A 23,156-nucleotide genomic window follows, 5' to 3' on the forward strand; every position below is an offset into this window, starting at 1 on the left:
TTTATTTATAGTTGCGGTCCCAGACATAATTACGCGAAGTTATTTGCCGCCATGCGCATAAGGGTTTTATGCGCCGGCGCCGCCGACTGTCAGCGCATCGATTTTGATCGTGGGCTGACCGACGCCGACCGGCACGCCCTGGCCGGCCTTGCCGCAAACACCGACGCCGGGGTCGAGTTTGAAATCATTGCCGATCATGGAAACCTTGGTCAGCACGCTGGGCCCGTCGCCGATGAGCGCGGCGTTTTTTATGGGCGCGCCGACTTTACCGTTCTTCACCCGGTAGGCCTCGGTGCAGTTAAAGACAAATTTGCCAGACGTAATGTCGACCTGTCCGCCGGAGAAGTTCACGGCGTAGATGCCGTCCTTGACGCTGGCTAGAATTTCCTGCGGATCGTGATCGCCGGCATTCATGTAGGTGTTTGTCATGCGCGGCATTGGCTGGTGGGCGAAACTTTCCCGCCGCCCGTTGCCGGTCGCCGCCATCCCCATAAGCCGGGCGTTAAGCCGGTCTTGCAGATAGCCTTTCAAGATACCGTCTTCTATCAGCACGGTCTCCGATGTGGGCGTGCCCTCGTCATCAACGGTCAAAGAGCCGCGTCGTCCGGAAATTGTCCCGTCGTCAATGACCGTGACGCCCGGCGCGGCGACCCGCTCACCCAGACGCCCGGCGAAAGCTGATGTCTTCTTACGGTTGAAATCGCCTTCAAGACCATGACCAACCGCTTCATGCAGCAGAACACCTGTCCAGCCGGGACCAAGCACCACTTCCATTTCGCCGGCTGGCGCGGCTTCCGCTTCCAGATTGATCACCGCCTGCCGCAAGGCTTCGTCGACTTGCATATGCCAGGCGTCGACGGCGATAAACCGCGCATATCCTTCGCGTCCGCCCGCTCCATACGAGCCGCTCTCCTGCCTGTCGCCGTCTCCGGCGGTAACGGAGACATTGAGCCGCACAAGCGGCCGGAAATCGCGAATAATTTCACCGCCGGGACGAATAATTTCAATGGCTTCCCATGAACCTGAGAGCGAACAAGAGACTTGCCGGACGCGCGAGTCCTTTGCGCGGGCATAAGCGTTAATGTCTTCCAGCAGCTTGGTTTTTTCCTCAAAAGGCAAATCGCCCAAAGGGTTTTCTTCAGGATAGAGTTTGGCGTTCGTGCGCGACGGGCCGTCGGCGATTTGTCCGCCCGACCCTGTCTTCACCGCTTGCACTGCGCCGGCTGCGCGTTTCAGCGCCGCTTCGGAGAGCTCCGAGGCATGCGCATAGCCAGTTGATTCGCCGCACACCGCGCGAAAGCCAAAGCCTTGATTTACATCGAAATTTGCTGCTTTCAGGCGATTATCGTCGAAAACAAACGACTCCGACTGGCCATATTCGAGAAAAAGCTCGCCGTCGTCTGCGCCTCTCAAGGCCTCATCCAAAATCGTTTGAGTGCGATTGCGATCAAGGTCGGTGCGGGAAAAGAAATAAGAATCTGTCATGCGCCGGATGTAAGCCGCATGACGCGCCGCCGCAATGCCATTGGTTAAACGGGTCATCCTGCGACCATTTTTCCATGCCCGCCGCGATGACGCCGCGCCGCCCGCAGGCTTATAAGCGGCCGCAGAAAAGTTTGACCCGAGCGCTCAAGCGGGCGTATTCCGGCGGCAGGCTTGTCAGATATAAGGGGCTTGATTAACGCCCTGAACCGAGCGGCGCGGCCAGATGGGGCCAATGGGCGAGAAACGAGAATGAAAAGACTTTTATCCGTACTGTCGGGTGTTGCAGCGGCGATGATCGCCAGCGCCAAAGCGCTTCCCAGCGACGAAGGCGTAGCGATGTTGCCTGCGGCCTCCGCCTTGGCTGAGGAAGTGCATTTTTTTCACAACGCAATTTTATTACCGATTATTACGGTCATCAGCCTGTTTGTGCTGGCGCTGCTCATCTGGGTAATCGTTCGCTACAACGCCAAGGCAAATCCCGTACCTCGAAAATTCAGCCATAATACGCTGGTTGAGGTTTTGTGGACCGGCATCCCAATCATTATCCTTCTCGTGATCGCCCTTCCATCCTTTGAGTTGTTGTACAAAGAGGATGTAACGCCCGACGGCAAACAGGTTGTTGTCGCCGGCGATGGACAGACTATTGATTTTGTTTTTCCAAATGATTTTCCCGAAAGCCGAATGGTCAAGCGCGCCGATCATTTGCAGGTAATTGTAGATGATGGGACGCAGCGCACGGTTTTGAAGAACCGGCGGGATTTCCGTGTAGAAGGCTGGGGCGAGCGCGATCTGGTGGTCTCTCTGAACGATCCTGCGCCAGCGGGCGCTAGTGTTATTTTACGCGGCGGGCGTTCGACTCAAAATGTTTCCGGCTGTCCGATAGCCAAGCGCTATATCGACGGTTGCGAAAAGGAAGTTGTGTTGGCGCCGACAATGACATTGAAGGTTAATGGATATCAATGGGGATGGAGTTATTCCTATCCGGATTTCGGCGACTTTGAATTTGCTTCCAATATGTTGCCGCAAGACCAGACGACGCCGGCGCTTTACCGCTTTGAAGTTGATAATCGCGTTGTTGTGCCCATTGGCGAGACGGTGCGCGTAACCACTACCGCGCGCGATGTAATTCATTCATGGGCGTTGCCAAACTTCGCCGTAAAGATCGACGCTGTGCCTGGGCGTATAAATGAGACATGGTTCCGCGCTGAGCGCGAAGGCGTCTATTATGGTCAGTGCTCAGAGATTTGCGGCGTGAAGCACTCATTCATGCCTATCGCGGTAGAGGTCGTGTCACGGCCCGAATTTGAAGCTTGGGTCGATGGGCAGCGCGCGCTTGCGGGGCTGGACCCCATGTTTCAATCCGACAACGTCACACTTGCTCAAGCCGCCGCTAACGGCGATGCAGCGGAATAGAACAGAAGAAGGGCAAAACGATCATGGCTGACGCACACGCCGCACACGATTCTCACGAAGCGCACGATCATAAACCGCCATTCCTCGTTCGCTGGCTGTTTTCGACGAACCACAAGGATATCGGCACGCTCTATCTGATCTTCGCCATTATCGCAGGCATTGTCGGCGGCGCGATGTCTGGTCTTATGCGCATGGAGCTGGCGGAACCCGGCGTCACGTTCCTGACCATGTTTTCCGGCGGCGACCCTGATGCGGCGGCGAACTTTTACAACGTACTGATCACCTATCACGGCCTGATCATGATCTTTTTCATGGTAATGCCGGCGATGATCGGCGGGTTCGGCAACTGGTTTGTGCCCATCATGATTGGCGCGCCCGACATGGCCTTTCCGCGCATGAACAATATTTCGTTCTGGCTTTACGGCGCATCCGGCATTCTTATCACGTTGTCGCTTTTTGCGCCGGGCTATGGCTCCAACATTGGCTTTGGCGGCGGCTGGGTGCTTTACCCGCCATTGTCCTCAAATACCGGCAGCCCGGGGCCCGCGATGGATCTGTTGATCCTGTCCCTTCACCTTGCCGGCGCGTCATCGATCCTGGGCGCGATCAATTTCATCACGACAATTTTCAATATGCGCGCGCCGGGTATGACGTTGCACAAAATGCCGCTTTTTGCGTGGTCCGTTCTGATCACGGCGTTCCTGCTCGTTCTGTCGTTGCCTGTGCTCGCAGGCGCCATCACCATGCTGCTGACGGACCGGAATTTCGGCACGTCATTCTTTGATGCGGCCGGCGGGGGCGATCCGATTCTGTACCAGCACCTTTTCTGGTTCTTCGGTCACCCGGAAGTCTATATTCTCATCCTGCCGGGTTTCGGGATCGTTTCTCATATTGTTTCGACATTTTCGAAAAAGCCGATTTTTGGATATCTCGGCATGGCCTACGCCATGGTGGCGATCGGATTTGTCGGTTTCATCGTCTGGGCGCACCACATGTATACGGTTGGTCTATCGGTGAACATGAAGGCGTATTTTGTCGCCGCCACAATGGTGATCGCCGTGCCGACCGGCATCAAGATTTTCTCGTGGATTGCAACGATGTGGGGCGGTTCGATTTCGTTCAAAACGCCGATGCTGTGGGCGATCGGGTTTATTTTCCTCTTTACGGTCGGCGGCGTGACGGGCGTCGTGCTCGCCAACGCCGGCATCGATCATTACATGCATGATACTTATTACGTTGTCGCTCACTTCCATTACGTTCTGTCGCTTGGCGCGGTTTTCGCGATTTTCGCTGGCTGGTATTACTGGTTCTCGAAAATGACGGGTAAGGAATATCGCGAATGGCTGGGCGCTGCGCATTTCTGGGTTATGTTCATCGGGGTGAACTTGATTTTCTTCCCTCAGCATTTCTTGGGGCTGCAAGGCATGCCGCGGCGATATATCGACTACCCTGAAGCATTTGCGTACTGGAATTATATTTCCACGGTGGGTTACGGCATCACAGTGCTGGGCATGCTAATTTTCGCGATTTGCATGATCGACGCATTTTTCATTTATCGTAAAAAAGCGCCCGCCAATCCCTGGGGCGAAGGTGCAACGACGCTGGAATGGACATTGCCGTCGCCGCCGCCATATCACCAGTTCAACGAGCTGCCGCGTTTCGATAAAGGCGACGCCAAAGCGTTCTAGGTGAATGCAAAATCATCCTAAAAAAACCTCGTTCGGCGCGTCCGCAACGAGGTTTTTTATTGTTTTCAATGTGTTGGCGTGTCTGGTCGCGGACGTATAAATCCGTTAATAATGGTTAACGCTGGGCGGTATTAGTAGTTTCCACAACACTTCTGCTCGGCGTGTATTGGTTGGCGTCAGCAAATTTAGCGGAGGGGTAATGCTGGAAACCATTGTTAACGACGTAGTAAATATATTCGAAGGGGTGTTTCTCAGCGGCGATGTGGTGGCGCTGTTGATTGCCTTTGGATCGGTAATCGTCGCCACGCTAATGATGCAGCGGTCGACGCAAATTGGCTCAATGACGCTGCTCGGCCTTGTTTTGTTTGTCATTGGCGGCTATCTGCGCGGCGTTTTCCGGGGCCCTGTGCCTGAAGAAACCGCCGCTTCGACAACGGCCAATCGCGCCGTCAATCAGCTGGAATACAGCTGGCTGGAATTCATGGACCTGCAGGCTGGCACGCTATTGGCGTATTTCATCGCCTTTATGGTGTTGATTCTTATTTTATTCGGGCTGAAATCCATGCTCGCCCGTTGATGCCGGTCTCGCGACCCTGCGTCGCGGAACTCGGTCATGACAAACTATTTCCCATGTCCGGAATGTAGGGCATAAGGCGCGCCAGACCCTGTAAACAGGGATCTGGCGCGCCGCATTTTATAATACGCCTTGGCCTTGCTGAAAAAGCAGACATGCGAGCGAACAGGGACGATTTTATGAATTGGGATGAATATTTCGCTGATGACCAAGAGACGCGCAGCGCGCAAGCCAGCCGTGATAAAAAGCGCACCGTCACAGTTGGCTGGCTGATTCAAGCCGCCAAGGCTTCAGTGCTCTTTACACCGCCTAAATTATTTTCCCGAAACGATCCCAAAGCCGCTTCCTCTAAATCGGTGCAGAATTGTCCGGCGGCCGTTGATTTTGACCGTCGGCATTTTGTCATTTCTGTGCCGATCGATTTGACGCTGCATTTTGAACGTCAACCAAACGGGCAACTTTCACTTAAAGACGCTAATGGCGAAAAGTCCGGAATTCGCGAACAGGGATTGAAAGAATTATTGATGTTGCATCCGCAGAATGAATGGCGCCATCCCGAGCGGCCGCTCATTCAAATCGTGTCGCCATATGTCTTTATTGCTGATGACCCCTGTTTTATCGTTCAGACAGCTCCTTATCTACATTATTTTGACGAGCAACGTCCCGGTGTGCAAATGGGCGGACGGTTTCCTATCCATATATGGCCGCGGCCGGTCAGCTGGGGATTTGAGTGGCATGACGTATCCAAGCCGCTTAAGCTGAAACGCGGCGACCCTTGGTTTTACGTCCGTTTCGAAACGGAAAACCCGTCAGCGCGCGTAAGGCTGGTCGAGCAGGAGAAAACGCCAGAGCTTGATAAATATATCAGCAACATTTCGGATGTTTCGAAATTTGTAAATCAAACCTACTCGCTGTTCTCTGAAGCGCAGCGCACACGACCGGAAACGCTCGTCAAAGCGAAAAAAGATTAAACAAAAGAGGCCGTAACATGAGCAGTGAGGCGTTAGCTCAGCAAAATTTTTCACTCGCGGGTCCCGGCGATTATTATGCTTTACTAAAGCCGCGCGTGATGTCGCTTGTCATTTTCACGGCTTTTGTAGGTTTGCTGATCGCCCCTGGAGGCATGAACCCAATTCTCGCGGCTGTGTCTTTGCTCGCCATTTCCGTGGGCGCCGGCGCTTCCGGCGCGTTAAATATGTGGCTGGACGCCGATATTGATGCGGTGATGAAGCGCACCGCCGGGCGCCCTATCCCCCAAGGCAGGGTGCCGCGCGCAGAGGCGGCTGCGTTCGGCGGCTTTTTATCTCTTCTCTCAGTTGGACTTCTTGCGCTGTCGTCAAATTACGTTGCTGCAGGTCTGCTTGCCTTTACAATTTTTTTCTACGTGGTGATCTATTCCATGTGGCTTAAGCGATCGACGCCGCAAAACATCGTTATCGGCGGCGCTGCAGGCGCATTGCCGCCGGTCGTTGGCTGGGCCGCCGCCACAGGATCGGCGCCGCTGGAAGCGTGGGTGCTGTTTGCTATCATTTTTCTGTGGACGCCGCCGCATTTCTGGGCGCTGGCGCTATATAAACGCGGCGATTATGAGGCCGCTGGCATTCCTATGATGCCGGTAGTGAAAGGGGAAGCCTCAACCCGGCGGCAAATCTTCGCCTACGCGATCCTTCTGGCCGCCGCAGGGAGTGCGCCGTTTTTCGCCGGCATGGCGGGAGAATTTTATTTGGCCGTGAGTGTTGCGCTGGGCGGCCTTTTCGTCTGGCGATCATTCTCCGTATTGCGGTCAGAAAATGGAGACTATGCCTCAGCAAGAAAGCTTTTCGGCTTCTCTCTTGTTTATCTGTTCGCGATATTCGCGGCGCTCCTTGCTGAGCAAACCGCCGGCGCGATTATCGGCAAGCTGTAGCTGTAAGGACTATTCGAGTGACGCCTGAAGAAAAAAAACAGCAAAGGCGGCGCAATCTCGCCATAGCACTGGCGCTGGGCGCTTTTATTGTGATTATTTTTCTGGTGACGATTTTACGCATTGGCGGTTCCATCGCTGAGCGTAGTTTCTAGGCAAGGTTAAAAAGATGATCACGCAGAACAAAAACAGGAAAACGGCGTTTTTCGCCTCAATGGCCGTGGCCGGCATGGTCGCCATGTCGTTTGCCGCTGTACCCGCATATAAAGCGTTTTGTCAGGTGACCGGCTGGGGCGGCACGACTCAGCGCGCCGATGCGGGCGCAGACCGTACGCTGGAGCGAAGCGTTACAGTGCGGTTTGACGCGACGGTCGGGCAGGGCCTGTCCTGGTCATTCAAGCCTGAGCAAGTCTCCCAAACCCTTCATATCGGGGAAACGGGCCTTGCTTTTTACGAGGCGGAAAATTTTACCGATAAACCTGTATCTGGCAGGGCGACCTTCAACGTTTCGCCGGCCAAAGCGGGAATTTACTTCCGGAAAATCGAGTGCTTTTGCTTTACCGAGCAAACCCTTCAGCCCGGAGAGAAAGTCTCCATGCCGGTAACCTATTTCATCGATCCGGATCTGGCCGGCGATGAAAATCTGGACGATGTCCAGACGATAACCCTTGCCTACACGTTTTTCCCCTGGGAATCCGAGGATTCCTCCGGCCGCCGCGGGGCCAGTGCGGCTGAATAGCGCGGGGGCGGGCCGTCCATGCGCTTGGATTTTCCGGCCGCGCCAGTATAGAAATCAGCCAACTTACCGAGTGAGATCCAAGAGGGATGATCCATGGCGGGCGCTGAAGTCAAACACGAATACCACTTAGTCAATCCATCACCGTGGCCATTGGTCGGATCGGTTGCCGCCGCCCTGATGATGATTGGCGCTGTGACGTGGATGGAATCCAGCGGTGGGGGCGGCGGTTTGAAACTTGGCGGCCTTGCCGAAGACGGATCGGCAAAATGGTTCACGCTGAGCGGCAACTGGCTTTTTCTCATCGGTTTTGTGGGCATTTTGATCACCTTCGCCGGCTGGTGGCGAGACGTTATCAAGGAAAGCCTGACGGGTGAGAATACATCGGTCGTTGTCCGGCTTGGTCTTCGTTACGGAATGCTCTTGTTCATCGCGTCTGAGGTGATGTTTTTCGCCGCCTGGTTCTGGGCGTTCTTTGGCGCCGCGTTGTTTCCGGGCGCGTCAGATCCTGTCATTCTTGCGGACGGGTCCCAAATGCTGAACACAAATGGCGACCCTGCATTTATCGGCAATGACGGGCGCGTTCACGCCACCGGCGCAGTCTGGCCGCCAGTGGGCGTCGAGCCTCTAAGTCCGTGGGGGTTGCCGCTGCTCAACACCCTTATCCTGCTTTTGTCCGGCACGACCGTCACCTGGGCGCATTACGCAGTTCAGAATAATGACCAGAAAGGCCTGGTGCAGGGACTGGCGGTCACAGTCTTTCTGGGCGTTTTCTTCACGGCGTTGCAGGCTGTTGAATATTATGAGGCGCTGAGCCTCGATATGTTCAAGTTTTCCGGCGGCGGCATCTACGGCGCTTCCTTTTTCATGGCGACCGGTTTTCACGGCCTGCACGTGATTATCGGCACAATCTTCCTGATAGTCTGCCTGTTCAGGGCTCTTGCGGGCCATTTCACGCCTGAGCGTCATTTTGGCTTCGAATGCGCCGCCTGGTACTGGCATTTTGTCGATGTTGTCTGGTTGTTCCTGTTCGCGTTTATCTACGTTCTCGGCAATCAGGGCCTTTTATCGTAAACTATGCTGGCAGCAGCCAGAAAAGGGGGCGGCGCATGCACGCTTCCATTTTAGCGAAAGTCGCCATTGCAGCAGGCCTGACGCTTATTCTCGTCGGATGCCTCGTTTCTGAAACCGCCATACTGGACGTAAAAACCGGCAAGGCCCGGCCATTGAAAGATGGCGGCTATATCGCCTGCCCGGCAGATTCTGAAACTGGCGCCGATGATTGCCAGAAACTGACGGTGCAATATATGCAAGACCGATCTTACCATTTTCTGGCGGAAGATGAGGCGCCTTCCATATTGCGTTTTCGCCGAATTGGCCGGCGCGGCTACGTAGTGCAATCGCGCGAAGATGATCAGGAATACGCTTATTATTACGGCGCTGGCGACGCCAGCAGGATGACGCTCACGATGATGATCTGTCAGGAATTGCCGCAAGACCTGCGCCGCGGGTTAATCGATCGTGGTGATTTGAGTGTTGATGGCGAGGATCACGATATCTGTACTGTAAAATCAGTACGCGGATTAGTTGATGCGGCGAAGGCCTATCATCAAGGACGGGTGCAAAGCGATGAACCGATTTCCATGGAGCTGATGCGATCGGAAACAGAATAAACTGTTTATCATGCCTTTTTACCCGCCCATATCTCCATACGCCGCCGGTCTCGGTGCGAAATGTCCGCGTTGTGGTCAAGGCCGATTATTTGAGGGCTTCTTAAAGTTGAAGCCATGTTGCGAAACATGCAGGCTTGATTACGCCAAGGCGGACAGCGGCGATGGTCCGGCGGTATTTGTAATTTTCATTGTCGGCTTCATTGCGGTTGCGATCGCATTTATTGCGCGCTTTGTATGGTTTGCGCCGATGGGCGTGGCTTTGTTAATCAGCGGCGGTTTCACTATTATTGCTATCTTGTTGCTGTTGCGTCCGCTTAAGGCGACAATGATCGCCCTTCAGTATGCCAACAAGGCTTCTGAAGGCCGGCTTAAAGAGTAACATTCAACATTATGGCGACTTACAGGTTTCAATTCCGTCCTGTCTTGACCATGTGCGTCATGCTCGCACTCGGCTTGCTTGTTTCATTGGGAATTTGGCAATTGCAACGGCTCGAGTGGAAACGCGATCTCATTTCAAAAGTCGATGCGCGAATTAGCGCTGAACCAATTCCCTTTTCCGAAGCCGAGCGTAGAGCGAATAGCGGTGAAGATATGCGCTACACGCCGGTCTCGCTTGCCGGTGTTTTGGATTTTGACAACACAGCGATCGTTTTTGGCGCGAATGACGGGCGCGTGGGCGCCTTTTACTTTACGCCGCTTAAAATCGCAGAGTGCGAGTTTATTTACGTGAACCGCGGGTTTGCCCCGCAATCAATCAACCCCGCGCCGGTTGCAGAATCCAGCGGCCCCTCTGTCACCGGTCTGTTCCGTTATGCCGAAAGGCTTGCGCCGCCAGCTTCGTGGTTCCGCTCCCGGGAACAGTCCGGCGATGGGCTTTGGTTTGTGCGTGATCCAACGCTGTTTGCCGAAAAAGCCGGCATTGCGACGGCGGCCTATTACATAGATCAGTTCGCTGTGCCGGAGCGACAATGGCCGCAAGGTGGAACGACGCGCATCGATTTTAGCAATCGTCATTTTGAATATGCGCTCACTTGGTTCGGTCTTGGTGTGGCGCTTATTGGCGTCTGGTGTGCTTTTTCGTTGCAAAAGCAATAATAATCAAATAACTTTATAAAGCAAAGTATGATTAGTACTCAATGGCGGCGGCATCCAGGCGCGACACCCCTGTGCGCGGCGCAAACATAAGACCGAGACAAAAGACAATCATGTCATTAGAGCCATTGTTCGAAGCGTCATTATTGATTCAAATCCATGCATTTGCGGCCATTGCAGCTTTTTTCCTTGGCATAGTTCAGTTGTCGGCTCCAAAAGGCACGCTTCCGCATAAATCGTTGGGTGCAGTATGGGTGGGCCTGATGATCGTTGTGACGCTGTCCAGCGCCTTTATCGTAAACCCAACAAAACCGGGTGATCCATTCTGGGCGCGTTTTAGTTACATTCACATCTTCACTATTGTGACGGCTGCCGGAATCGTCGGGGGCTTGCACTATCTCAGCCGGGGCGGCGCGGAATTGAAGAGACATAAAGGCCCATTCATCGGCATTTTTATCGGCGGACTGGTTGTCGCCGGCGCGCTCGCATTTATTCCGGGGCGCATCATGCATGAAGTGGTCTTTGGCGCGCCGGGATAAAAACATCCGGCGGCTTTTCAATGAAAGCAAATATAAGTGGGCGACGGGCCAAGCCAGCTAAGCTGTCGAGAGAAAGTTACCAATTAAGGCAATATGATTTTGCAGCCATAACATAACCCTCAACGAACGTATCATTGCGATCGCGTCGGCGTTAAATGCCAATCGCATCCATAATAAGCTACGAAACGGCCTGGCGTTTATTCGTTTCTGAGTTTGCGCTCATAGGCGCTGACAAGAGTCATGTATGGGTTGACCTGATCGAAGACAGGGTCGGTTTCTTCGTCCGGAGCATAATTCTGATACATCTCAAAGTGCAGATGATAGGTTGTGGGGACTTGTTCTCCTGAGGAATTAAAGAAGTCGTTCCAGACCTTGCCGATACGCTGGCCTTTCACAACAAATTCACCGTCGTTGACGGCGAGCTGGCTCATGTCGAGGTGCATGTAACGATATAGTGTACCGTCTTCCGTCTGTAGCTTGACCGTGTATTTCGACCCTTGCAGACCCACGATGCGGCCATTTTCCACGGCGACCGCCCAGTGCGTTTCGCCACTGTTGGGGATGCAGGTGGCGGCCCGAATATCGTTCCCTTCGTGGCCGCCATTTGGGCACATGATTTGTGCCCGGGAACGCGATTCGCAAAACGTGTCTTGCCATGGATATTCATAGTTCGTCGCGTTGCACTGTCCTCCATTCATGCCGTTGATGTGGCTCTGGCTACCGCCATAGCGATAGACCTGACTATTCAAAAAGGCCGCGTCCTCGAGCGGGAAGACAATGTCCGGGCGGTAAATTGTTGTGTCTTGATGACCGGGCCCCGAATCGGGCAGCAAATCTCCGGGCGGCAGGTAACTGAAAACGCGGCCGTCACCGTCCGTCAGAAAATCATTATCGTCAGTAGGGAGATCAGGATCCGGTTCAGCTGGCTCGCCGGGAACTTCAGGCGGCGGATCTCCCGGATCGTCTGCAGGTTCGCCGATAGTATTATCGCATGCGGCGAGCAAGGCTGGCGCCACCAGCACCAGAAGATTTTTTTCATAATTGCGCATCATTCCCCCCCATTCGCAAGTTCCGGGTTGGCGAGAACCATAGAATCCGCCAGCCCAATAACGTAATTATCGCTCGCGCACCGGGAATCCGTTGACGGATCGTTGCATTCGATAGTCATCACATAGCCGCAGCCGAATTTTGAAAAACTCAAATCCACGCCAAAATCGTTCCGGCTGATGTGATATGAGGCGCCAATGCCTGACAGGCGGCGCGGCTGTTCTGCCAGGCGTTTTCGAAATTCTACTATATCAGGGTCGCCGCCGATCACGCGGTTACAAGTGCCGGTGATGGAGAGCGAAGCCTGCGCATCGATTATCGCGGTGGCGGTGTAGACATTCTCCATGCCGTAAACTTTGATCTTGTCGCGGATCGAAGGATCAGCTGGTATCAAGACAGGAATTCGGGCGCGATTGATTTCGCTTTGATCGGTATTTCGCATATTGTTGGCCGACATGGCGCGTATGCCTGGCGGCGGCGGACCGGCTGGCGCAGTCAGCGCCTGACTCCCGGAAAGCTGCTCGCGCAAAGTGGGGCGTTCGGCGTCCGCTGCCTGCGTTCGTCTGAGATCGGCGCGCAATTCAATGAGGTTCGGTGCGCGTTGTATGGTTTCAGCGCGATTTGACCGGTCTTCACGGGCGGCGCGCAGCGCCGAGGCAAGGCCGGCTTTGGGCAGACGTTTTGCCCTGTTGCGCATGGATGCCTGCAAAGCATCCGGGTTCGGCGGCGTGCGGCGCAGTTCTTCGCGTTGCGTCTGCTCCCGATTTTCTTCGGCCTCATCCTGGGCCAGCGCCCCGATCGCGCCGGCAATAAGCGCCGCAGCGCCGGCGCCGGCGAAAAAAATGGTTTTCATTTAGACCCCCTTTCGAACGACATTCATTTACCGCTCGGTGAGTTTGAACTCGATACGCCGGTTTTGCGCGAGCGATGCGGCCGAGTAACCGGAGACGATAGGCGATGATGAGCCTGATCCTGTCGCCAGTAGGCGGCGCTCTGGCACGCCGCGTCCTTGAATGTATTCAACGACGGAAATTGCTCTTTGTGCAGAAAGCTCAAGGTTTGAATCGAACAAGGCGCGACAGGAAGGGCCAAGCGGAGATGCGTCAGCGTGGCCGTCAACTCTCAGAACCCAGTTCACCTCGCCTGGAATGTCATCCTGAATTTCAATTAATGCGGACGCCAATTTGTCAAGTTCGAGTTTCCCGGCTTCACCCAGCGTAGCGGAGCACGACCCAAAAAGAATATCGCTTTCAAAAATAAACCTGTCTCCGACAACGCGAATATCAGTGCGGTCGCCTAACGCTTCGCGTAGCGCCTCGAAGAAGCGCGATCGCACTTCCTGCAGTTCCTGGACTTTGCGAGCAAGCGCCGCATTGAGGCGCTGGGAAAGGTTTTCAATTTGAGCCTGCTGTTCGCGATCCTTGGCTTCCGCAGCATCCAGCGCTTCCTGCAGGCTGGCGAGTTGGCGCCGCAACGCTGCGATCTGGGCGTTGAGCGTAGCAATTTCGCTTTTCTGTTCATCGCTTAGCGCTTTTTCTGCTTCCAGTTCCTCTGCAGAAGCGGCGACTGCTGACTGGCTTGCCGCAAGCGCGGCTGCGAGTCCGACTAGTTCTTCGTCCTTTTCGGCAATCGTGTTTTCGAGGGAAAGCACCTGCGCCTGCAGCCGGTCGCGTTCTGTCTGTGCCAATCCAAGTTGATCGTTGAGCGAGTTAATCTGCGCAATCAGTCGCGTGAGTTCATCGTCTTTGGACGCAAGTTCATCCTTTACGGTTTGCAGCCGGTCGCCAAGATAAAATTGAGCCACCACAAAAATCGACAGCACGAACATCAACACAAGCAGTAATGTCGACAGACCATCGACAAAACCGGGCCAGATATTGGCCTCGCTTCTTGTGCGCCGTCGCGCCATCGCGACTACTCCCCGCCGCCAACGCGTATCAGCGTACGATTTAGCGCTCTGATTTCGTCTTTCAGTTCCGCTGTCTGCCCAGCCTGCGCCTTGATTTGCGTTTCCGTATTTGCTGCGAGCGCCGCCTCCAGCGCCTGAATAGCGCAAATCAGATCGCCGTCGGCGATGTCGGCGGTCAGATTTGCGCCGCCCTTGCTGGATATCCGAGCGGTGTCCGTCATGCCGGCAAGCCAGTCTTCCAGATCTGTATAAAAACGGTTTTGCGCCTGGCCCGCCTGAAGATCGAGGAAGCCGACCACAAGCGATCCGCCGAGGCCGAACAGAGACGATGAAAACGCCGTTCCCATGCCGGACAACGGCTCGCGTAGATTGGCGATCAGTTGCGAAACCGCATCTTCAGCTGCGCCGCCGGTATTGGCCAGACCATTAATCGTGTCCGCGACCGCGTTGACCGTTTCAAGCAGACCCCAGAACGTGCCGAGCAGGCCCAGGAATACAAGAAGGTTCATGAGGTAGCGGCCCATTTCCCGGCCTTCATCCATCCTTGTGCCGATCGAATCGAGAATGGCGCGCGAGGAGTCCGGGTTTAGCTTGCGGGCGTTTGTCCGGTCGGCGTCCAAAAGCATTGTCGCCATGGCGCGGATAAGGGTCGGCGCGCGCGGCAGGCGAGAACGGCCTGGATCTACAGACTCCCTGAACGCTTCCACCCAGCGCACCGCCGGTGCGATGACGCCTGCCTGCCGCAGGTTATAGATAACGCCAATAGCCAGAACACCCAGGATCAGACCGTTTAGAGCAGGGTTCGCGTTAAAGGCGTCGATCAAAAGCGGAGAAGGCTGAGGGCTGAGCGGCGAGAGATAGTAAATAATTGCGCCAACGCCGATCAGGAAGAGCAGCATATTCAGAATATAGGGCCCGGGCCGGACAAATTTCACCGACCGTTCAAGCGAGCGCGCCATGGACTTCCCCTTACAGTAATACCCCTTCGCACCGTTACATTATTCAAAAATAGCGCGGGGTAAAACAAGAAAGCCGGTATTTCCATTCTTATTAACCGCGGCGGTTCATAATTTTACGCTTTTACGTTTTGCGGCATCCAGGACTGTCAAATTACGCGCCATGGTTGAAATTATTGCGCACAATTTGCGCATAGTTGTTGACATAAAGGTTTGATGACAGTTATATGACGATTTAGTGACACAATTATAAAAACAAAAAAGGAGTATATTATGAATATAAAACAGGCTTTTGCAGCAATTGCCGCGGCTTTCGCGTTGAATGCAGGCCTTGTGGCGCAGGATTTTGGCGCTTCGCCTGCAAATTACGAGACTTTGGTGGTCGATTATTTTGGCGAACGACTGGTCGATCCGCGAACAGCGAGATTCCAGTTTACAAGCGAACCCTATCAGGTTTTCGCCGATATCAGCGGATATGAAGGTCTGCCTTGCTGGGCTGTGGATGTGCGCGTCAAATCGCGTATGCCGAATGGCGACTACGGGGGATATGTTCCCTATACGGTGTTGATCCTAGACGGTGAGCCCGTAGCATTGGAAGACGAAGTCATCCGCATGGTCCGCGCCTGAATTCGTGTCTCAATATTGAATATTGAACGCCGCCCTACTGGGCGGCGTTTTTTTGTTCAATAGTGCGGATCAAATACAGATCGCTTACCTTCTTAATTTCCATAGGACCGAGATTCAGCGAACGCACGCCCTCTTCAATCTCTTCGCGATCGCCCACGATCACCCATACAAGACTTTCAGGATGAATAACTTCACCCGCTGCGGCATTGATATCGTCCAGCGTAAGCGCTTCATATTGCACTTTCACGGTTTCCGGATAATTCCATGGCCGCTCGTAACGAGCGCTTGAAGTGAGACTGCCAAGCACGTCCCCGGATGTCTCATAAGTGCCCGGCAAAGACCGCACATTGTTAAGGACAGTACGTTCAAGCTCAGACGCAGTGGCCGGCGCTGTTGATTTGTATGCGTTGAGTTCTTTCAACAATTCCTGAAGCGACTCGAGTGTTTTATCAGTTTGAACCGGAGCATACACCATATAGGGCCGCTGTCCTTTCGCGCCCTGCAGAAATGTATATGCCCCATACGCCCAGCCCTTGTCTTCGCGCAGGTTCATGTTCACGCGCGCCGAGAATTGGCCGCCAATAATATCGTTCATCGAATTGATGGCGATGGCGTTCGGCGCGTTAGACGGCGGCGCCACATGGGCTGCAAGAATGAGGGACTGTGGCGACCCAGGCTTGTCGACAAGAATAACCTTGCCGCTTTCCGGGCGGTCAACTGTGGTAATGTTTTTGGCGGGTGCAGGTGTTTGCGGAGCCGCCCAGCGTCCAAACGCGCTTTCCAGAAGCGGTTTGATTTCATCCAGCGTGGTGTCCCCAACGACGAATATCGTCGCATTGTCAGGACGAATCCATTTTTGATGGAATCCCGTCAGGTCTTCGCGGGTCAGGGAATTGATTGAATCCACAGTGCCGGAGCCGGTAAGCGGCGCTGCGTAGGCGTGCCCCTCGCCGTAAATTTCCGGCGGCAGCAACCGTAGGGCCAGTGAAACAGGCTGAGCTTTTTCCTGCTCAATATTCGCCAGCCATCGTTTGCGTAACTTTTCGATTTCTTCGTTGGAAAATTCCGGATTGCGAATCACGTCCGCCAGAATATCCAAAGACGGCCGCAGATTTTCCTTCAGGGCCGAAAGTTGAACTGTGGACATATCAAGATTGGCGCCGGCGTTGAGCGTAGCGCCAAGCCCTTCGAGTTCGGCGGCGATATCAGTAGCCGATCGCCGTTCGGTGCCTTCATCAAGCATCGAAGCTGTAAATGAAGATGCGCCAAGCTTGCCGCCTTCAACGCTGTCCGCCGCATAACCGGCGTCGAACTGCACAGCCACTTCGACAATCGGCACCGTATGCCGCTCAGCGAGCACAACCTTCACGCCGTTCCGCAAGGTAGTTTCCTGCACGTCTGGGAATACAAGATCAGGGGTAGAGTTTACGGCTGGCAGACCTGTTGTCCGGTCCAGAGACGAAGTCGCAGTTGTATAGTCCGGGAATGGAAGCACTGTAAGCTGATAATGGCCCGCAGTCATAACATAGCGGGCGGCCTGCAGCACATCTTGCGGGGTTGCATCCTCCAGCCACTCGAGCTGGGTCAGGATGAAATCCGGATCGTCTGCATAAAGAGCGCCTTGCGCAAGTGTAACCGCTTTGCCGCCAAAGCCGCCAATCTGCTCAAGGCCCCGAATGACATTCGCCTTGATGCCCGCCTTGGCGCGATCAAGCTCCGCCGCTGTAGGGCCGCGATCGAGGAATTCTTCTAAAACGGCTTCCATCTCGCGTTCGACAGCATCGATGTCTTCGTCGGCTTTTGCATCGACCGTAACAGAATAAAAACTCATTAATTCGTGTGAACTGTTTTGCGCTGTGGCTGATGTTGCGATTTGAAGATCGTCGATAAGGCGCTGATAAAGCCGCGAGGTTTTTCCGCCGCCTAGGACCTGCGCCGCAAGACTCAGGAGGACATCATCACGGGTCGTACGTCCCGGCGCCACCCAGTTGCGGTCTATGCGAGGTTGCGGCACCCGATCATACATAACCTCATATTTGTCAGTGTCGAGTTGCGGCGCATTGGCTTTGGTTTGCGTCACGGGTGGCCCGGCGGGGATATCACCGAAATATTGCTCTACAAGACCGCGCGCGGTTTGCGCATCAATGTCGCCAGCCAGAACAAGCACAGCGTTGGCCGCGCCGTAATAATCCTTGAACCATTGTTTTGCTGTCTCCAGCGATGCGGCTTCCAAATCTTCCATGGAACCAATGGTGTCATGGCGATAGGGATGCCCGGCGGGGAGCAGTCCTTCAAGAATTGAATAATTCATCATGCCGTAGGGTTGGTTGTCGCCCTGGCGCTTTTCGTTTTGAACCACGCCGCGCTGTTCATCGAGTTTTTCCTGGGTGAGAACCCCAAGAAGATGTCCCATCCGGTCCGATTCCATCCAGAGAACGCGGTCTAACGCAGTCGTCGGTACAGTCTGAAAATAATTCGTACGATCAAACCAGGTTGTCCCGTTAAGATCCGTGGCGCCGATATCCTCAAGCGGCGCAAACCAATCATTGTCGTAATTCTCGGATCCGTTGAACATGATGTGCTCAAAAAGGTGTGCAAACCCTGTTTTGCCTTCCGGCTCGTCTTTTGATCCGACGTGATACCAGATCGAAACCGCCACGAGCGGCGCTTTGCGGTCTTCATGCACGACTACGCGTAACCCGTTATCAAGCGTGAATTGTTCGTATGGCAATTCGATATCGGCGCTCATCGCGGCGAGTGGCGTCAGCGCCAGCATGGCCGCGCCGGCGGCGGCGAAAAATTTATGCATTTAGAACCCCTTCTTTGCGTCGGACCGTAAACAAGAAATAACAGCGTTTTTTCCACTATCGGACACCGCGCGTAAAGCCGCACCGCCTCAATTGATCGCGAGGCGAGACCGGTTTGGCGAAGAATTTGTGATCGCGCCAGTTTTATCGCGGCGCGCGTTTGGCGAGAATTCGCTGCAGTGTACGCCTGTGCATGCCGAGGCGTCGCGCAGTCTCGGAAACATTATGGTCACAGAGCTCATAAACGCGTTGAATATGTTCCCAGCGAACCCGGTCGGCGGACATGGGGTTTTCCGGCGGATCCGGTCTCTCGCCAGGCTTGGCGAGCAATGCTTTTTCAACATCGTCTGCATCGGCCGGTTTTGAAAGATAATCTATGGCGCCGGCTTTTACAGCTGCAACCGCAGTGGCGATATTACCGTAGCCGGTAAGCATGACGACACGGCAGTCGTCGCGCTTTTGCCGGATATGTTCAACGACCTGTAGTCCATCACCGTCTTCGAGACGCAAATCAACTACCGCGAACGCTGGCGCAATTTCTTTGATCATTGCCGCCGCGTCGGAAACGCCGGCGGCGAGAATCGGTTGAAATCCCCGTTTTTCCAGCGCCCGGCCTAGGCGTAATCGAAACGGTTCGTCATCATCAACGATCAGCAGCGTTGCATCCGCAGGGAGGGAGCGATCTTCGTCGCGGGCTTCTTCAAGCGAGGTCATGAGATATGCAATGTCAGTTAATTTACGTTTTTCTAAAGATGCGCCTTTTTGCGCCAAATTCAAGCAATTAGCGACCCATTCGGGGCGTTTAAATCCCACTCGACGCAAACCCGGGCGCCAGAATACGCTTGACCGGGCTCGCCCCAGCGCCGGTTTTCAAAGGTAATGCGCGCACCTGTCGCCTCCAAGAGGGTTTTCGATATGAAAAACCCCAATCCTAAGCCGGATTTCGGATTGGCTGGATTTATGCCGGAACGCGCGCTTACATAAGGCTCGCCGAGCCGGGAAAGCACATCTGTGGAAAACCCTGGACCATCATCCTGAACAACGATCATTAGTATCCGCGCATCCCATTCCGCCGATACAAGCACAATGCTTTCGGCGTACCCAACTGCGTTTTCGATGAAATTACGCAGTCCGAAAACAATTTCCGGCCGGCGGCGTAAAACGGGTTTTTTCGAATCGTCTCGGCTTTTTGCGACAAACCGGATTTCCGGCCCGATCGGTTGATCGAGAAATGGTCCGGCTGCTTCGCGCAATAAATCGTCAGTACGAAGCCTGTCATGCATCGCGTCGCCGGCGTCGCCATGGCTGGACAATCTGGACAGAATATCCCGGCATCGTTCAGCCTGACTGACCAATAGCGCCGCGTCATCGGCGAGATCTTCGCTGTAAGCCTCTCCGTCGCGCTGTATATCTCGAAGCATTTCTTTAGCTGTTAACTGAATCGTGGCGAGCGGCGTGCCGAGTTCATGCGCGGCGGCGGCGGCGAGTCCGCCTAGCGCTGCAAGCCTTTCCTCGCGCGCCAGTACAAGTTGTGTCGCCGCAAGGGCGGAGCGCACTTGCGCCGATTCCGCTGCGATACGATGCGAATAAGCTGCAAAAAAAGCGATTGAGAACGAAAGAGCCGCCCAATAACCGGCTTTGTAAACCGGCGCGAGTTCCAGGCCTTCTCCCGGATACCAGGGGATCGGCATATGATGCAGTGATAAAATTGAAACGCCGGCGATGGCCAACGCTGCTAGCCCGACAGTGAACCGCAATGGCAACACGCTGGCGGCTATCGTCACGGGGGCGATAATCAGTGCAGAGAAGGGGTTTTGCAGCCCACCAGTAAAAAACAGGAGCGTGCATAGCTGCACGATATCGAACGCTATATAGCCTGCCGCTTCCCTATCGCTCAAAAATTTTTGCGGCGAATACCGCAGCGTCACGAAGAGATTAAGCCATGCGCTTGCGGCAATCGCACCAAGGCAGAGCCCGAGCGGCGTAGGAAAGCCTAGCGCAAAATGTACGACAACGATTGCCACCGACTGGCCGGCGACGGCCAGCCACCGCAATGCTGTCAGCGTGCGTAATCGCACCGGCCCGCGAAGAGCGTTCAAGGCGGCTTGACTATCGGCGAGCGCGTGCGGCATTCGGCGCTTTTACCCTGACTTTAATTAACTTTGAAAGCCGTTACCATGTTTGCGCTACACACCATCACAATCAGGGAGGCGTGATTATGCGCCGTTTCTATATTTGTCTCGCCGCAGTGATTGCTGCTTCAGGTTGCAGCGGAGAGGATCCCGCTGCGCAAATCCCGACTGAAGGCGTCGTTGCGCTGTCAGAACAGTTTACAGGCGAGTTCGACCTTATCGATAAAGACGGACGCGCCGTCCGGGACGAGGATTTTGAAGGCAAGGTCATGCTTGTCTATTTCGGTTTTACGAATTGTCCTGATGTTTGCCCGGGCGATATCAACGTCATGAGCGCAGCGCTAAATGAATTGCAGGAGCAATCGAGCGAAGTCGCTCCCATATTCATTTCGGTTGATCCTGAACGGGACACGCCTGAGGCGCTTGGGGATTATTTCGCTTTTGACGAACGCCTACATCCCCTCACGGGCGACGTGTCCGCCGTAAAAGCGGCGCGTGATGCATTTAAGGTTTATGCGCAAAAACAACCCTTACCCGACAGCGCGCTTGAATATACCGTCGATCACACCCGTTATTTCATTATAACTGATCGCGCAGGCCAGCCGCAATTCGCAGCATTGGGCGGTGTAACGCCATTAGAACTCGCTGCATTATTGCGCCGCAATATTGAGGGCTGAAAACAAGATCTGGATTTTTTAAAGAAAAACAGTGGCTTAACCGCGGCAGCGCATTTCCTGAACATTGCAAAAGCGTCATAATTGTTGATTTCCCCCCGCAACAGGGCGCATAGTCCCGCCTCTTTAAGAATTTACGTACTTTTTGTGCTATGCAGCATATCGGTACAGTAGCGTAGGGGCGGCTTTTTTATGTTGTATTCTGCTTACGAGCTCGCTTACGCGGCGGTCGCCCCGGCTAGAATTGCCGCCGGGGTCGGCGCAAAATTCTGGCGCTCTCCGATGAATCCCGCTTCGGGAAGCTGGATGGCGCGCTCTACAGCAGCAGCGCTCGATGTTTTTGAAAATGTCATGCGCCGTTATCCAAAGCCCGAATGGGGGCTGGATACGACCCTCGTCAACGGCGTGAGCGTTCCGGTGCGCGTTGAGCAGGTAGAGCGCAAGGATTTTTGTACGCTTATCCATTTTGCACGCGATGAAAAAGCGTTGAAAAAAGCGAAAGGGTCGAATCAAGCCGATCCGGCAGTTCTGATTGTCGCGCCGCTTTCGGGCCATTATGCCACTTTATTGCGCGGCACCGTAGAGGCGATGCTGCCAGAGCACGATGTTTACATCACGGACTGGACGGATGCGCGGCACGTTCCCTTATGCGCCGGGCGCTTCGATCTGAATGACTATATTGACTATCTGATCGATTTTATGAGGACGATCGGCCCTGGCGTTCACGCCATGGCGGTCTGTCAGCCAGGCCCGGCCTTATTGTCCGCGGCCGCGGTAATGGCGGATAACGGCGATATTTGTCGACCCCTGTCCATGACGATCATGGGCAGCCCTATCGATGCGCGCCGTTCGCCTACCGTTCCGAACAAATTATCCGAAGAACGCCCGTATGAATGGTTTGAACAGAACATGATCTTTACAGTGCCGGCGCCTTACGCCGGCGCGATGCGGCGGGTTTATCCGGGCTTTGTGCAGCTGTATTCGTTTTTGGCGATGAATTCCGATCGGCATATGAACGCCCACTACGATTATTTTCAGCATCTCGTGCAAGGCGACGGCGACAGCGCCGATAAACACCGCAATTTCTATGATGAATATCTCTCGGTCCTGGACATGACCGAAGAATTCTATCTCCAGACGATACGCGATGTGTTCCAGGAACATTCTCTTGCAAAAGGAACCTTCAAGCATCGTGGGCGCACGGTAAGACCTGAAGCGATCATGGATATTGCCTTGATGACCGTTGAAGGGGAAAATGACGATATCTCCGGCATTGGACAAACACAGGCGGCGCACGATCTGTGCACAAACATTCCGCCGAAAATGCAGCTTGATTATATTCAACCTGATGTCGGTCATTACGGCGTATTTAACGGGTCACGCTGGCGCAATGAAATACAGCCAAAAGTCGCCGACTTTATTCGAATGGCTGAGAAAGAAGCTGTCAAACGCCCGGCTATAAGGCTGGCCGCTGAGTGATAACGATTTCAGAAATCTGACCCTCGCGGGGAACTGACTGATTTGCAGAATGTAGCACTGTAAATTTCGTCAGAATATTCGAGCGCCTTCTCGCAATTCACGATTTTCTCCCAGCGTTTGGTTTACAAGAACGTCAGCCGTTCTAGTCATCAGGTCTGCGTCACATCCCGTAATTTTAAAATTTGTCGGAATAGTTGTAAGATGCGCTGATAAAATTTCAGCGCCGCCATGGCGTTTTTCAAGGCTGTATCTTGCCGGATGTAATGAATGTTATATGGCCGCCAGAGAGCGCAGCCGCTGGTGTACAGCGAAGATGCGAATAAGAGAGTGAAGATCTACGCGGCCTTTCATCATTCATGCTTACTCCGCGGCAGTTTTCTCCCAATTCCGTTGCTCACTGGACGATGAGATCACCGGCTTTG

At 54.2% G+C, this 23,156-nt stretch carries 23 protein-coding genes; 15 read left to right on the forward strand and 8 right to left on the reverse strand.

Annotated features, from left to right (window positions below):
• Positions 1-66: 66 nt before the first annotated feature.
• Positions 67-1,485 carry a metalloprotease TldD gene (tldD, locus tag ACQK2Q_RS16235; protein WP_425411181.1) on the reverse strand — a complete coding sequence of 473 codons (1,419 nt, stop codon included), beginning with the start codon at positions 1,483-1,485 and terminating at the stop codon, positions 67-69.
• Positions 1,486-1,734: 249 nt separating this feature from the next.
• Between tldD and ACQK2Q_RS16240 the strand changes: the two genes are divergently transcribed.
• The 12 genes from ACQK2Q_RS16240 (at position 1,735) to ACQK2Q_RS16295 (ending at position 11,103) form a co-directional block, all read left to right on the forward strand.
• Positions 1,735-2,898, forward strand: a complete 1,164-nt coding sequence (locus ACQK2Q_RS16240; protein WP_425410791.1) for a cytochrome c oxidase subunit II transmembrane domain-containing protein — start codon at positions 1,735-1,737, stop codon at positions 2,896-2,898.
• A gap of 23 nt (positions 2,899-2,921) precedes the next feature.
• Positions 2,922-4,586 carry a cytochrome c oxidase subunit I gene (gene ctaD / locus ACQK2Q_RS16245; RefSeq protein ID WP_425410792.1) on the forward strand — a complete coding sequence of 555 codons (1,665 nt, stop codon included), beginning with the start codon at positions 2,922-2,924 and terminating at the stop codon, positions 4,584-4,586.
• Between the two features lie 199 nt (positions 4,587-4,785).
• Complete coding sequence (locus ACQK2Q_RS16250; protein ID WP_425410793.1) at positions 4,786-5,163, forward strand: hypothetical protein; 378 nt, start codon at positions 4,786-4,788, stop codon at positions 5,161-5,163.
• A gap of 176 nt (positions 5,164-5,339) precedes the next feature.
• Positions 5,340-6,131: a hypothetical protein gene (locus tag ACQK2Q_RS16255; RefSeq protein ID WP_425410794.1), complete on the forward strand. Its 792-nt coding sequence runs from the start codon at positions 5,340-5,342 to the stop codon at positions 6,129-6,131.
• A 17-nt stretch (positions 6,132-6,148) separates the two neighbouring features.
• Complete coding sequence (locus ACQK2Q_RS16260; protein WP_425410795.1) at positions 6,149-7,066, forward strand: heme o synthase; 918 nt, start codon at positions 6,149-6,151, stop codon at positions 7,064-7,066.
• A 17-nt stretch (positions 7,067-7,083) separates the two neighbouring features.
• Positions 7,084-7,218, forward strand: coding sequence for a hypothetical protein (locus tag ACQK2Q_RS16265; RefSeq protein ID WP_425410796.1), 135 nt, complete (start codon positions 7,084-7,086; stop codon positions 7,216-7,218).
• Between the two features lie 14 nt (positions 7,219-7,232).
• Positions 7,233-7,802 (forward strand): cytochrome c oxidase assembly protein, encoded by a 570-nt coding sequence (locus tag ACQK2Q_RS16270; RefSeq protein WP_425410797.1) that lies wholly within the window; start codon positions 7,233-7,235, stop codon positions 7,800-7,802.
• Between the two features lie 93 nt (positions 7,803-7,895).
• Positions 7,896-8,873 carry a cytochrome c oxidase subunit 3 gene (locus tag ACQK2Q_RS16275; RefSeq protein ID WP_425410798.1) on the forward strand — a complete coding sequence of 326 codons (978 nt, stop codon included), beginning with the start codon at positions 7,896-7,898 and terminating at the stop codon, positions 8,871-8,873.
• Between the two features lie 35 nt (positions 8,874-8,908).
• On the forward strand, positions 8,909-9,472 hold the full coding sequence (locus tag ACQK2Q_RS16280) for a hypothetical protein (RefSeq protein ID WP_425410799.1): 564 nt from the start codon (positions 8,909-8,911) through the stop codon (positions 9,470-9,472).
• A gap of 10 nt (positions 9,473-9,482) precedes the next feature.
• Positions 9,483-9,851 (forward strand): DUF983 domain-containing protein, encoded by a 369-nt coding sequence (locus ACQK2Q_RS16285; RefSeq protein WP_425410800.1) that lies wholly within the window; start codon positions 9,483-9,485, stop codon positions 9,849-9,851.
• An 11-nt stretch (positions 9,852-9,862) separates the two neighbouring features.
• Positions 9,863-10,567 (forward strand): SURF1 family protein, encoded by a 705-nt coding sequence (locus tag ACQK2Q_RS16290; RefSeq protein ID WP_425410801.1) that lies wholly within the window; start codon positions 9,863-9,865, stop codon positions 10,565-10,567.
• Between the two features lie 71 nt (positions 10,568-10,638).
• The gene (locus ACQK2Q_RS16295) at positions 10,639-11,103 is read left to right on the forward strand and encodes a DUF2306 domain-containing protein (RefSeq protein ID WP_425410802.1); all 465 of its coding nucleotides are present in this window, start codon (positions 10,639-10,641) and stop codon (positions 11,101-11,103) included.
• 197 nt (positions 11,104-11,300) lie between these two features.
• On the opposite strand, the gene ACQK2Q_RS16300 is transcribed toward ACQK2Q_RS16295, so the two are convergent.
• From ACQK2Q_RS16300 to ACQK2Q_RS16315, 4 genes are read right to left on the reverse strand one after another with little or no spacing between them, the layout of a single operon-like run.
• On the reverse strand, positions 11,301-12,155 hold the full coding sequence (locus ACQK2Q_RS16300) for a M23 family metallopeptidase (RefSeq protein ID WP_425410803.1): 855 nt from the start codon (positions 12,153-12,155) through the stop codon (positions 11,301-11,303).
• A complete protein-coding gene (locus ACQK2Q_RS16305; RefSeq protein ID WP_425410804.1) occupies positions 12,152-13,003 on the reverse strand; it encodes a hypothetical protein in 852 nt (283 codons plus the stop codon). Before ACQK2Q_RS16305 ends, ACQK2Q_RS16300 begins: the two co-directional genes overlap by 4 nt.
• Before the next feature lie 27 nt (positions 13,004-13,030).
• The gene (locus tag ACQK2Q_RS16310) at positions 13,031-14,059 is read right to left on the reverse strand and encodes a peptidoglycan -binding protein (RefSeq protein ID WP_425410805.1); all 1,029 of its coding nucleotides are present in this window, start codon (positions 14,057-14,059) and stop codon (positions 13,031-13,033) included.
• Between the two features lie 5 nt (positions 14,060-14,064).
• On the reverse strand, positions 14,065-15,018 hold the full coding sequence (locus ACQK2Q_RS16315) for a flagellar motor protein MotA (protein WP_425410806.1): 954 nt from the start codon (positions 15,016-15,018) through the stop codon (positions 14,065-14,067).
• A 270-nt stretch (positions 15,019-15,288) separates the two neighbouring features.
• Between ACQK2Q_RS16315 and ACQK2Q_RS16320 the strand changes: the two genes are divergently transcribed.
• On the forward strand, positions 15,289-15,642 hold the full coding sequence (locus tag ACQK2Q_RS16320; protein ID WP_425410807.1) for a hypothetical protein: 354 nt from the start codon (positions 15,289-15,291) through the stop codon (positions 15,640-15,642).
• Between the two features lie 34 nt (positions 15,643-15,676).
• On the opposite strand, the gene ACQK2Q_RS16325 is transcribed toward ACQK2Q_RS16320, so the two are convergent.
• The 3 genes from ACQK2Q_RS16325 to ACQK2Q_RS16335 all read right to left on the reverse strand — a co-directional run bounded on the left by ACQK2Q_RS16325 (position 15,677) and on the right by ACQK2Q_RS16335 (position 20,581).
• Positions 15,677-18,451, reverse strand: a complete 2,775-nt coding sequence (locus ACQK2Q_RS16325) for a M16 family metallopeptidase (protein WP_425410808.1) — start codon at positions 18,449-18,451, stop codon at positions 15,677-15,679.
• A gap of 142 nt (positions 18,452-18,593) precedes the next feature.
• A complete protein-coding gene (locus ACQK2Q_RS16330; RefSeq protein ID WP_425410809.1) occupies positions 18,594-19,163 on the reverse strand; it encodes an ActR/PrrA/RegA family redox response regulator transcription factor in 570 nt (189 codons plus the stop codon).
• Positions 19,164-19,222: 59 nt separating this feature from the next.
• Positions 19,223-20,581, reverse strand: a complete 1,359-nt coding sequence (locus ACQK2Q_RS16335; RefSeq protein WP_425410810.1) for an ActS/PrrB/RegB family redox-sensitive histidine kinase — start codon at positions 20,579-20,581, stop codon at positions 19,223-19,225.
• 86 nt (positions 20,582-20,667) lie between these two features.
• Here ACQK2Q_RS16335 and ACQK2Q_RS16340 point away from each other — a divergent pair, with 86 nt between their 5' ends.
• The gene (locus ACQK2Q_RS16340) at positions 20,668-21,258 is read left to right on the forward strand and encodes an SCO family protein (RefSeq protein ID WP_425410811.1); all 591 of its coding nucleotides are present in this window, start codon (positions 20,668-20,670) and stop codon (positions 21,256-21,258) included.
• A 189-nt stretch (positions 21,259-21,447) separates the two neighbouring features.
• Positions 21,448-22,734 carry a polyhydroxyalkanoate depolymerase gene (locus tag ACQK2Q_RS16345; protein WP_425410812.1) on the forward strand — a complete coding sequence of 429 codons (1,287 nt, stop codon included), beginning with the start codon at positions 21,448-21,450 and terminating at the stop codon, positions 22,732-22,734.
• The last annotated feature ends 422 nt before the right edge of the window (positions 22,735-23,156 follow it).

Origin of the sequence: Hyphococcus sp., from assembly GCF_965228385.1 — a bacterium.
In the GTDB taxonomy this organism is placed as follows: domain Bacteria; phylum Pseudomonadota; class Alphaproteobacteria; order Caulobacterales; family Parvularculaceae; genus Hyphococcus.

Bases quoted from the DNA above. Each gene is read 5' to 3' on its own strand.
- tldD (WP_425411181.1), bottom strand. From the start codon at position 1,485: ATGACAGATTCTTATTTCTTTTCCCGCACCGACCTTGATCGCAATCGC.
- ACQK2Q_RS16240 (WP_425410791.1), top strand. From the start codon at position 1,735: ATGAAAAGACTTTTATCCGTACTGTCGGGTGTTGCAGCGGCGATGATC.
- ctaD (WP_425410792.1), top strand. From the start codon at position 2,922: ATGGCTGACGCACACGCCGCACACGATTCTCACGAAGCGCACGATCAT.
- ACQK2Q_RS16250 (WP_425410793.1), top strand. From the start codon at position 4,786: ATGCTGGAAACCATTGTTAACGACGTAGTAAATATATTCGAAGGGGTG.
- ACQK2Q_RS16255 (WP_425410794.1), top strand. From the start codon at position 5,340: ATGAATTGGGATGAATATTTCGCTGATGACCAAGAGACGCGCAGCGCG.
- ACQK2Q_RS16260 (WP_425410795.1), top strand. From the start codon at position 6,149: ATGAGCAGTGAGGCGTTAGCTCAGCAAAATTTTTCACTCGCGGGTCCC.
- ACQK2Q_RS16270 (WP_425410797.1), top strand. From the start codon at position 7,233: ATGATCACGCAGAACAAAAACAGGAAAACGGCGTTTTTCGCCTCAATG.
- ACQK2Q_RS16275 (WP_425410798.1), top strand. From the start codon at position 7,896: ATGGCGGGCGCTGAAGTCAAACACGAATACCACTTAGTCAATCCATCA.
- ACQK2Q_RS16280 (WP_425410799.1), top strand. From the start codon at position 8,909: ATGCACGCTTCCATTTTAGCGAAAGTCGCCATTGCAGCAGGCCTGACG.
- ACQK2Q_RS16285 (WP_425410800.1), top strand. From the start codon at position 9,483: ATGCCTTTTTACCCGCCCATATCTCCATACGCCGCCGGTCTCGGTGCG.
- ACQK2Q_RS16290 (WP_425410801.1), top strand. From the start codon at position 9,863: ATGGCGACTTACAGGTTTCAATTCCGTCCTGTCTTGACCATGTGCGTC.
- ACQK2Q_RS16300 (WP_425410803.1), bottom strand. From the start codon at position 12,155: ATGATGCGCAATTATGAAAAAAATCTTCTGGTGCTGGTGGCGCCAGCC.
- ACQK2Q_RS16305 (WP_425410804.1), bottom strand. From the start codon at position 13,003: ATGAAAACCATTTTTTTCGCCGGCGCCGGCGCTGCGGCGCTTATTGCC.
- ACQK2Q_RS16310 (WP_425410805.1), bottom strand. From the start codon at position 14,059: ATGGCGCGACGGCGCACAAGAAGCGAGGCCAATATCTGGCCCGGTTTT.
- ACQK2Q_RS16315 (WP_425410806.1), bottom strand. From the start codon at position 15,018: ATGGCGCGCTCGCTTGAACGGTCGGTGAAATTTGTCCGGCCCGGGCCC.
- ACQK2Q_RS16320 (WP_425410807.1), top strand. From the start codon at position 15,289: ATGAATATAAAACAGGCTTTTGCAGCAATTGCCGCGGCTTTCGCGTTG.
- ACQK2Q_RS16325 (WP_425410808.1), bottom strand. From the start codon at position 18,451: ATGCATAAATTTTTCGCCGCCGCCGGCGCGGCCATGCTGGCGCTGACG.
- ACQK2Q_RS16330 (WP_425410809.1), bottom strand. From the start codon at position 19,163: ATGACCTCGCTTGAAGAAGCCCGCGACGAAGATCGCTCCCTCCCTGCG.
- ACQK2Q_RS16335 (WP_425410810.1), bottom strand. From the start codon at position 20,581: ATGCCGCACGCGCTCGCCGATAGTCAAGCCGCCTTGAACGCTCTTCGC.
- ACQK2Q_RS16340 (WP_425410811.1), top strand. From the start codon at position 20,668: ATGCGCCGTTTCTATATTTGTCTCGCCGCAGTGATTGCTGCTTCAGGT.
- ACQK2Q_RS16345 (WP_425410812.1), top strand. From the start codon at position 21,448: ATGTTGTATTCTGCTTACGAGCTCGCTTACGCGGCGGTCGCCCCGGCT.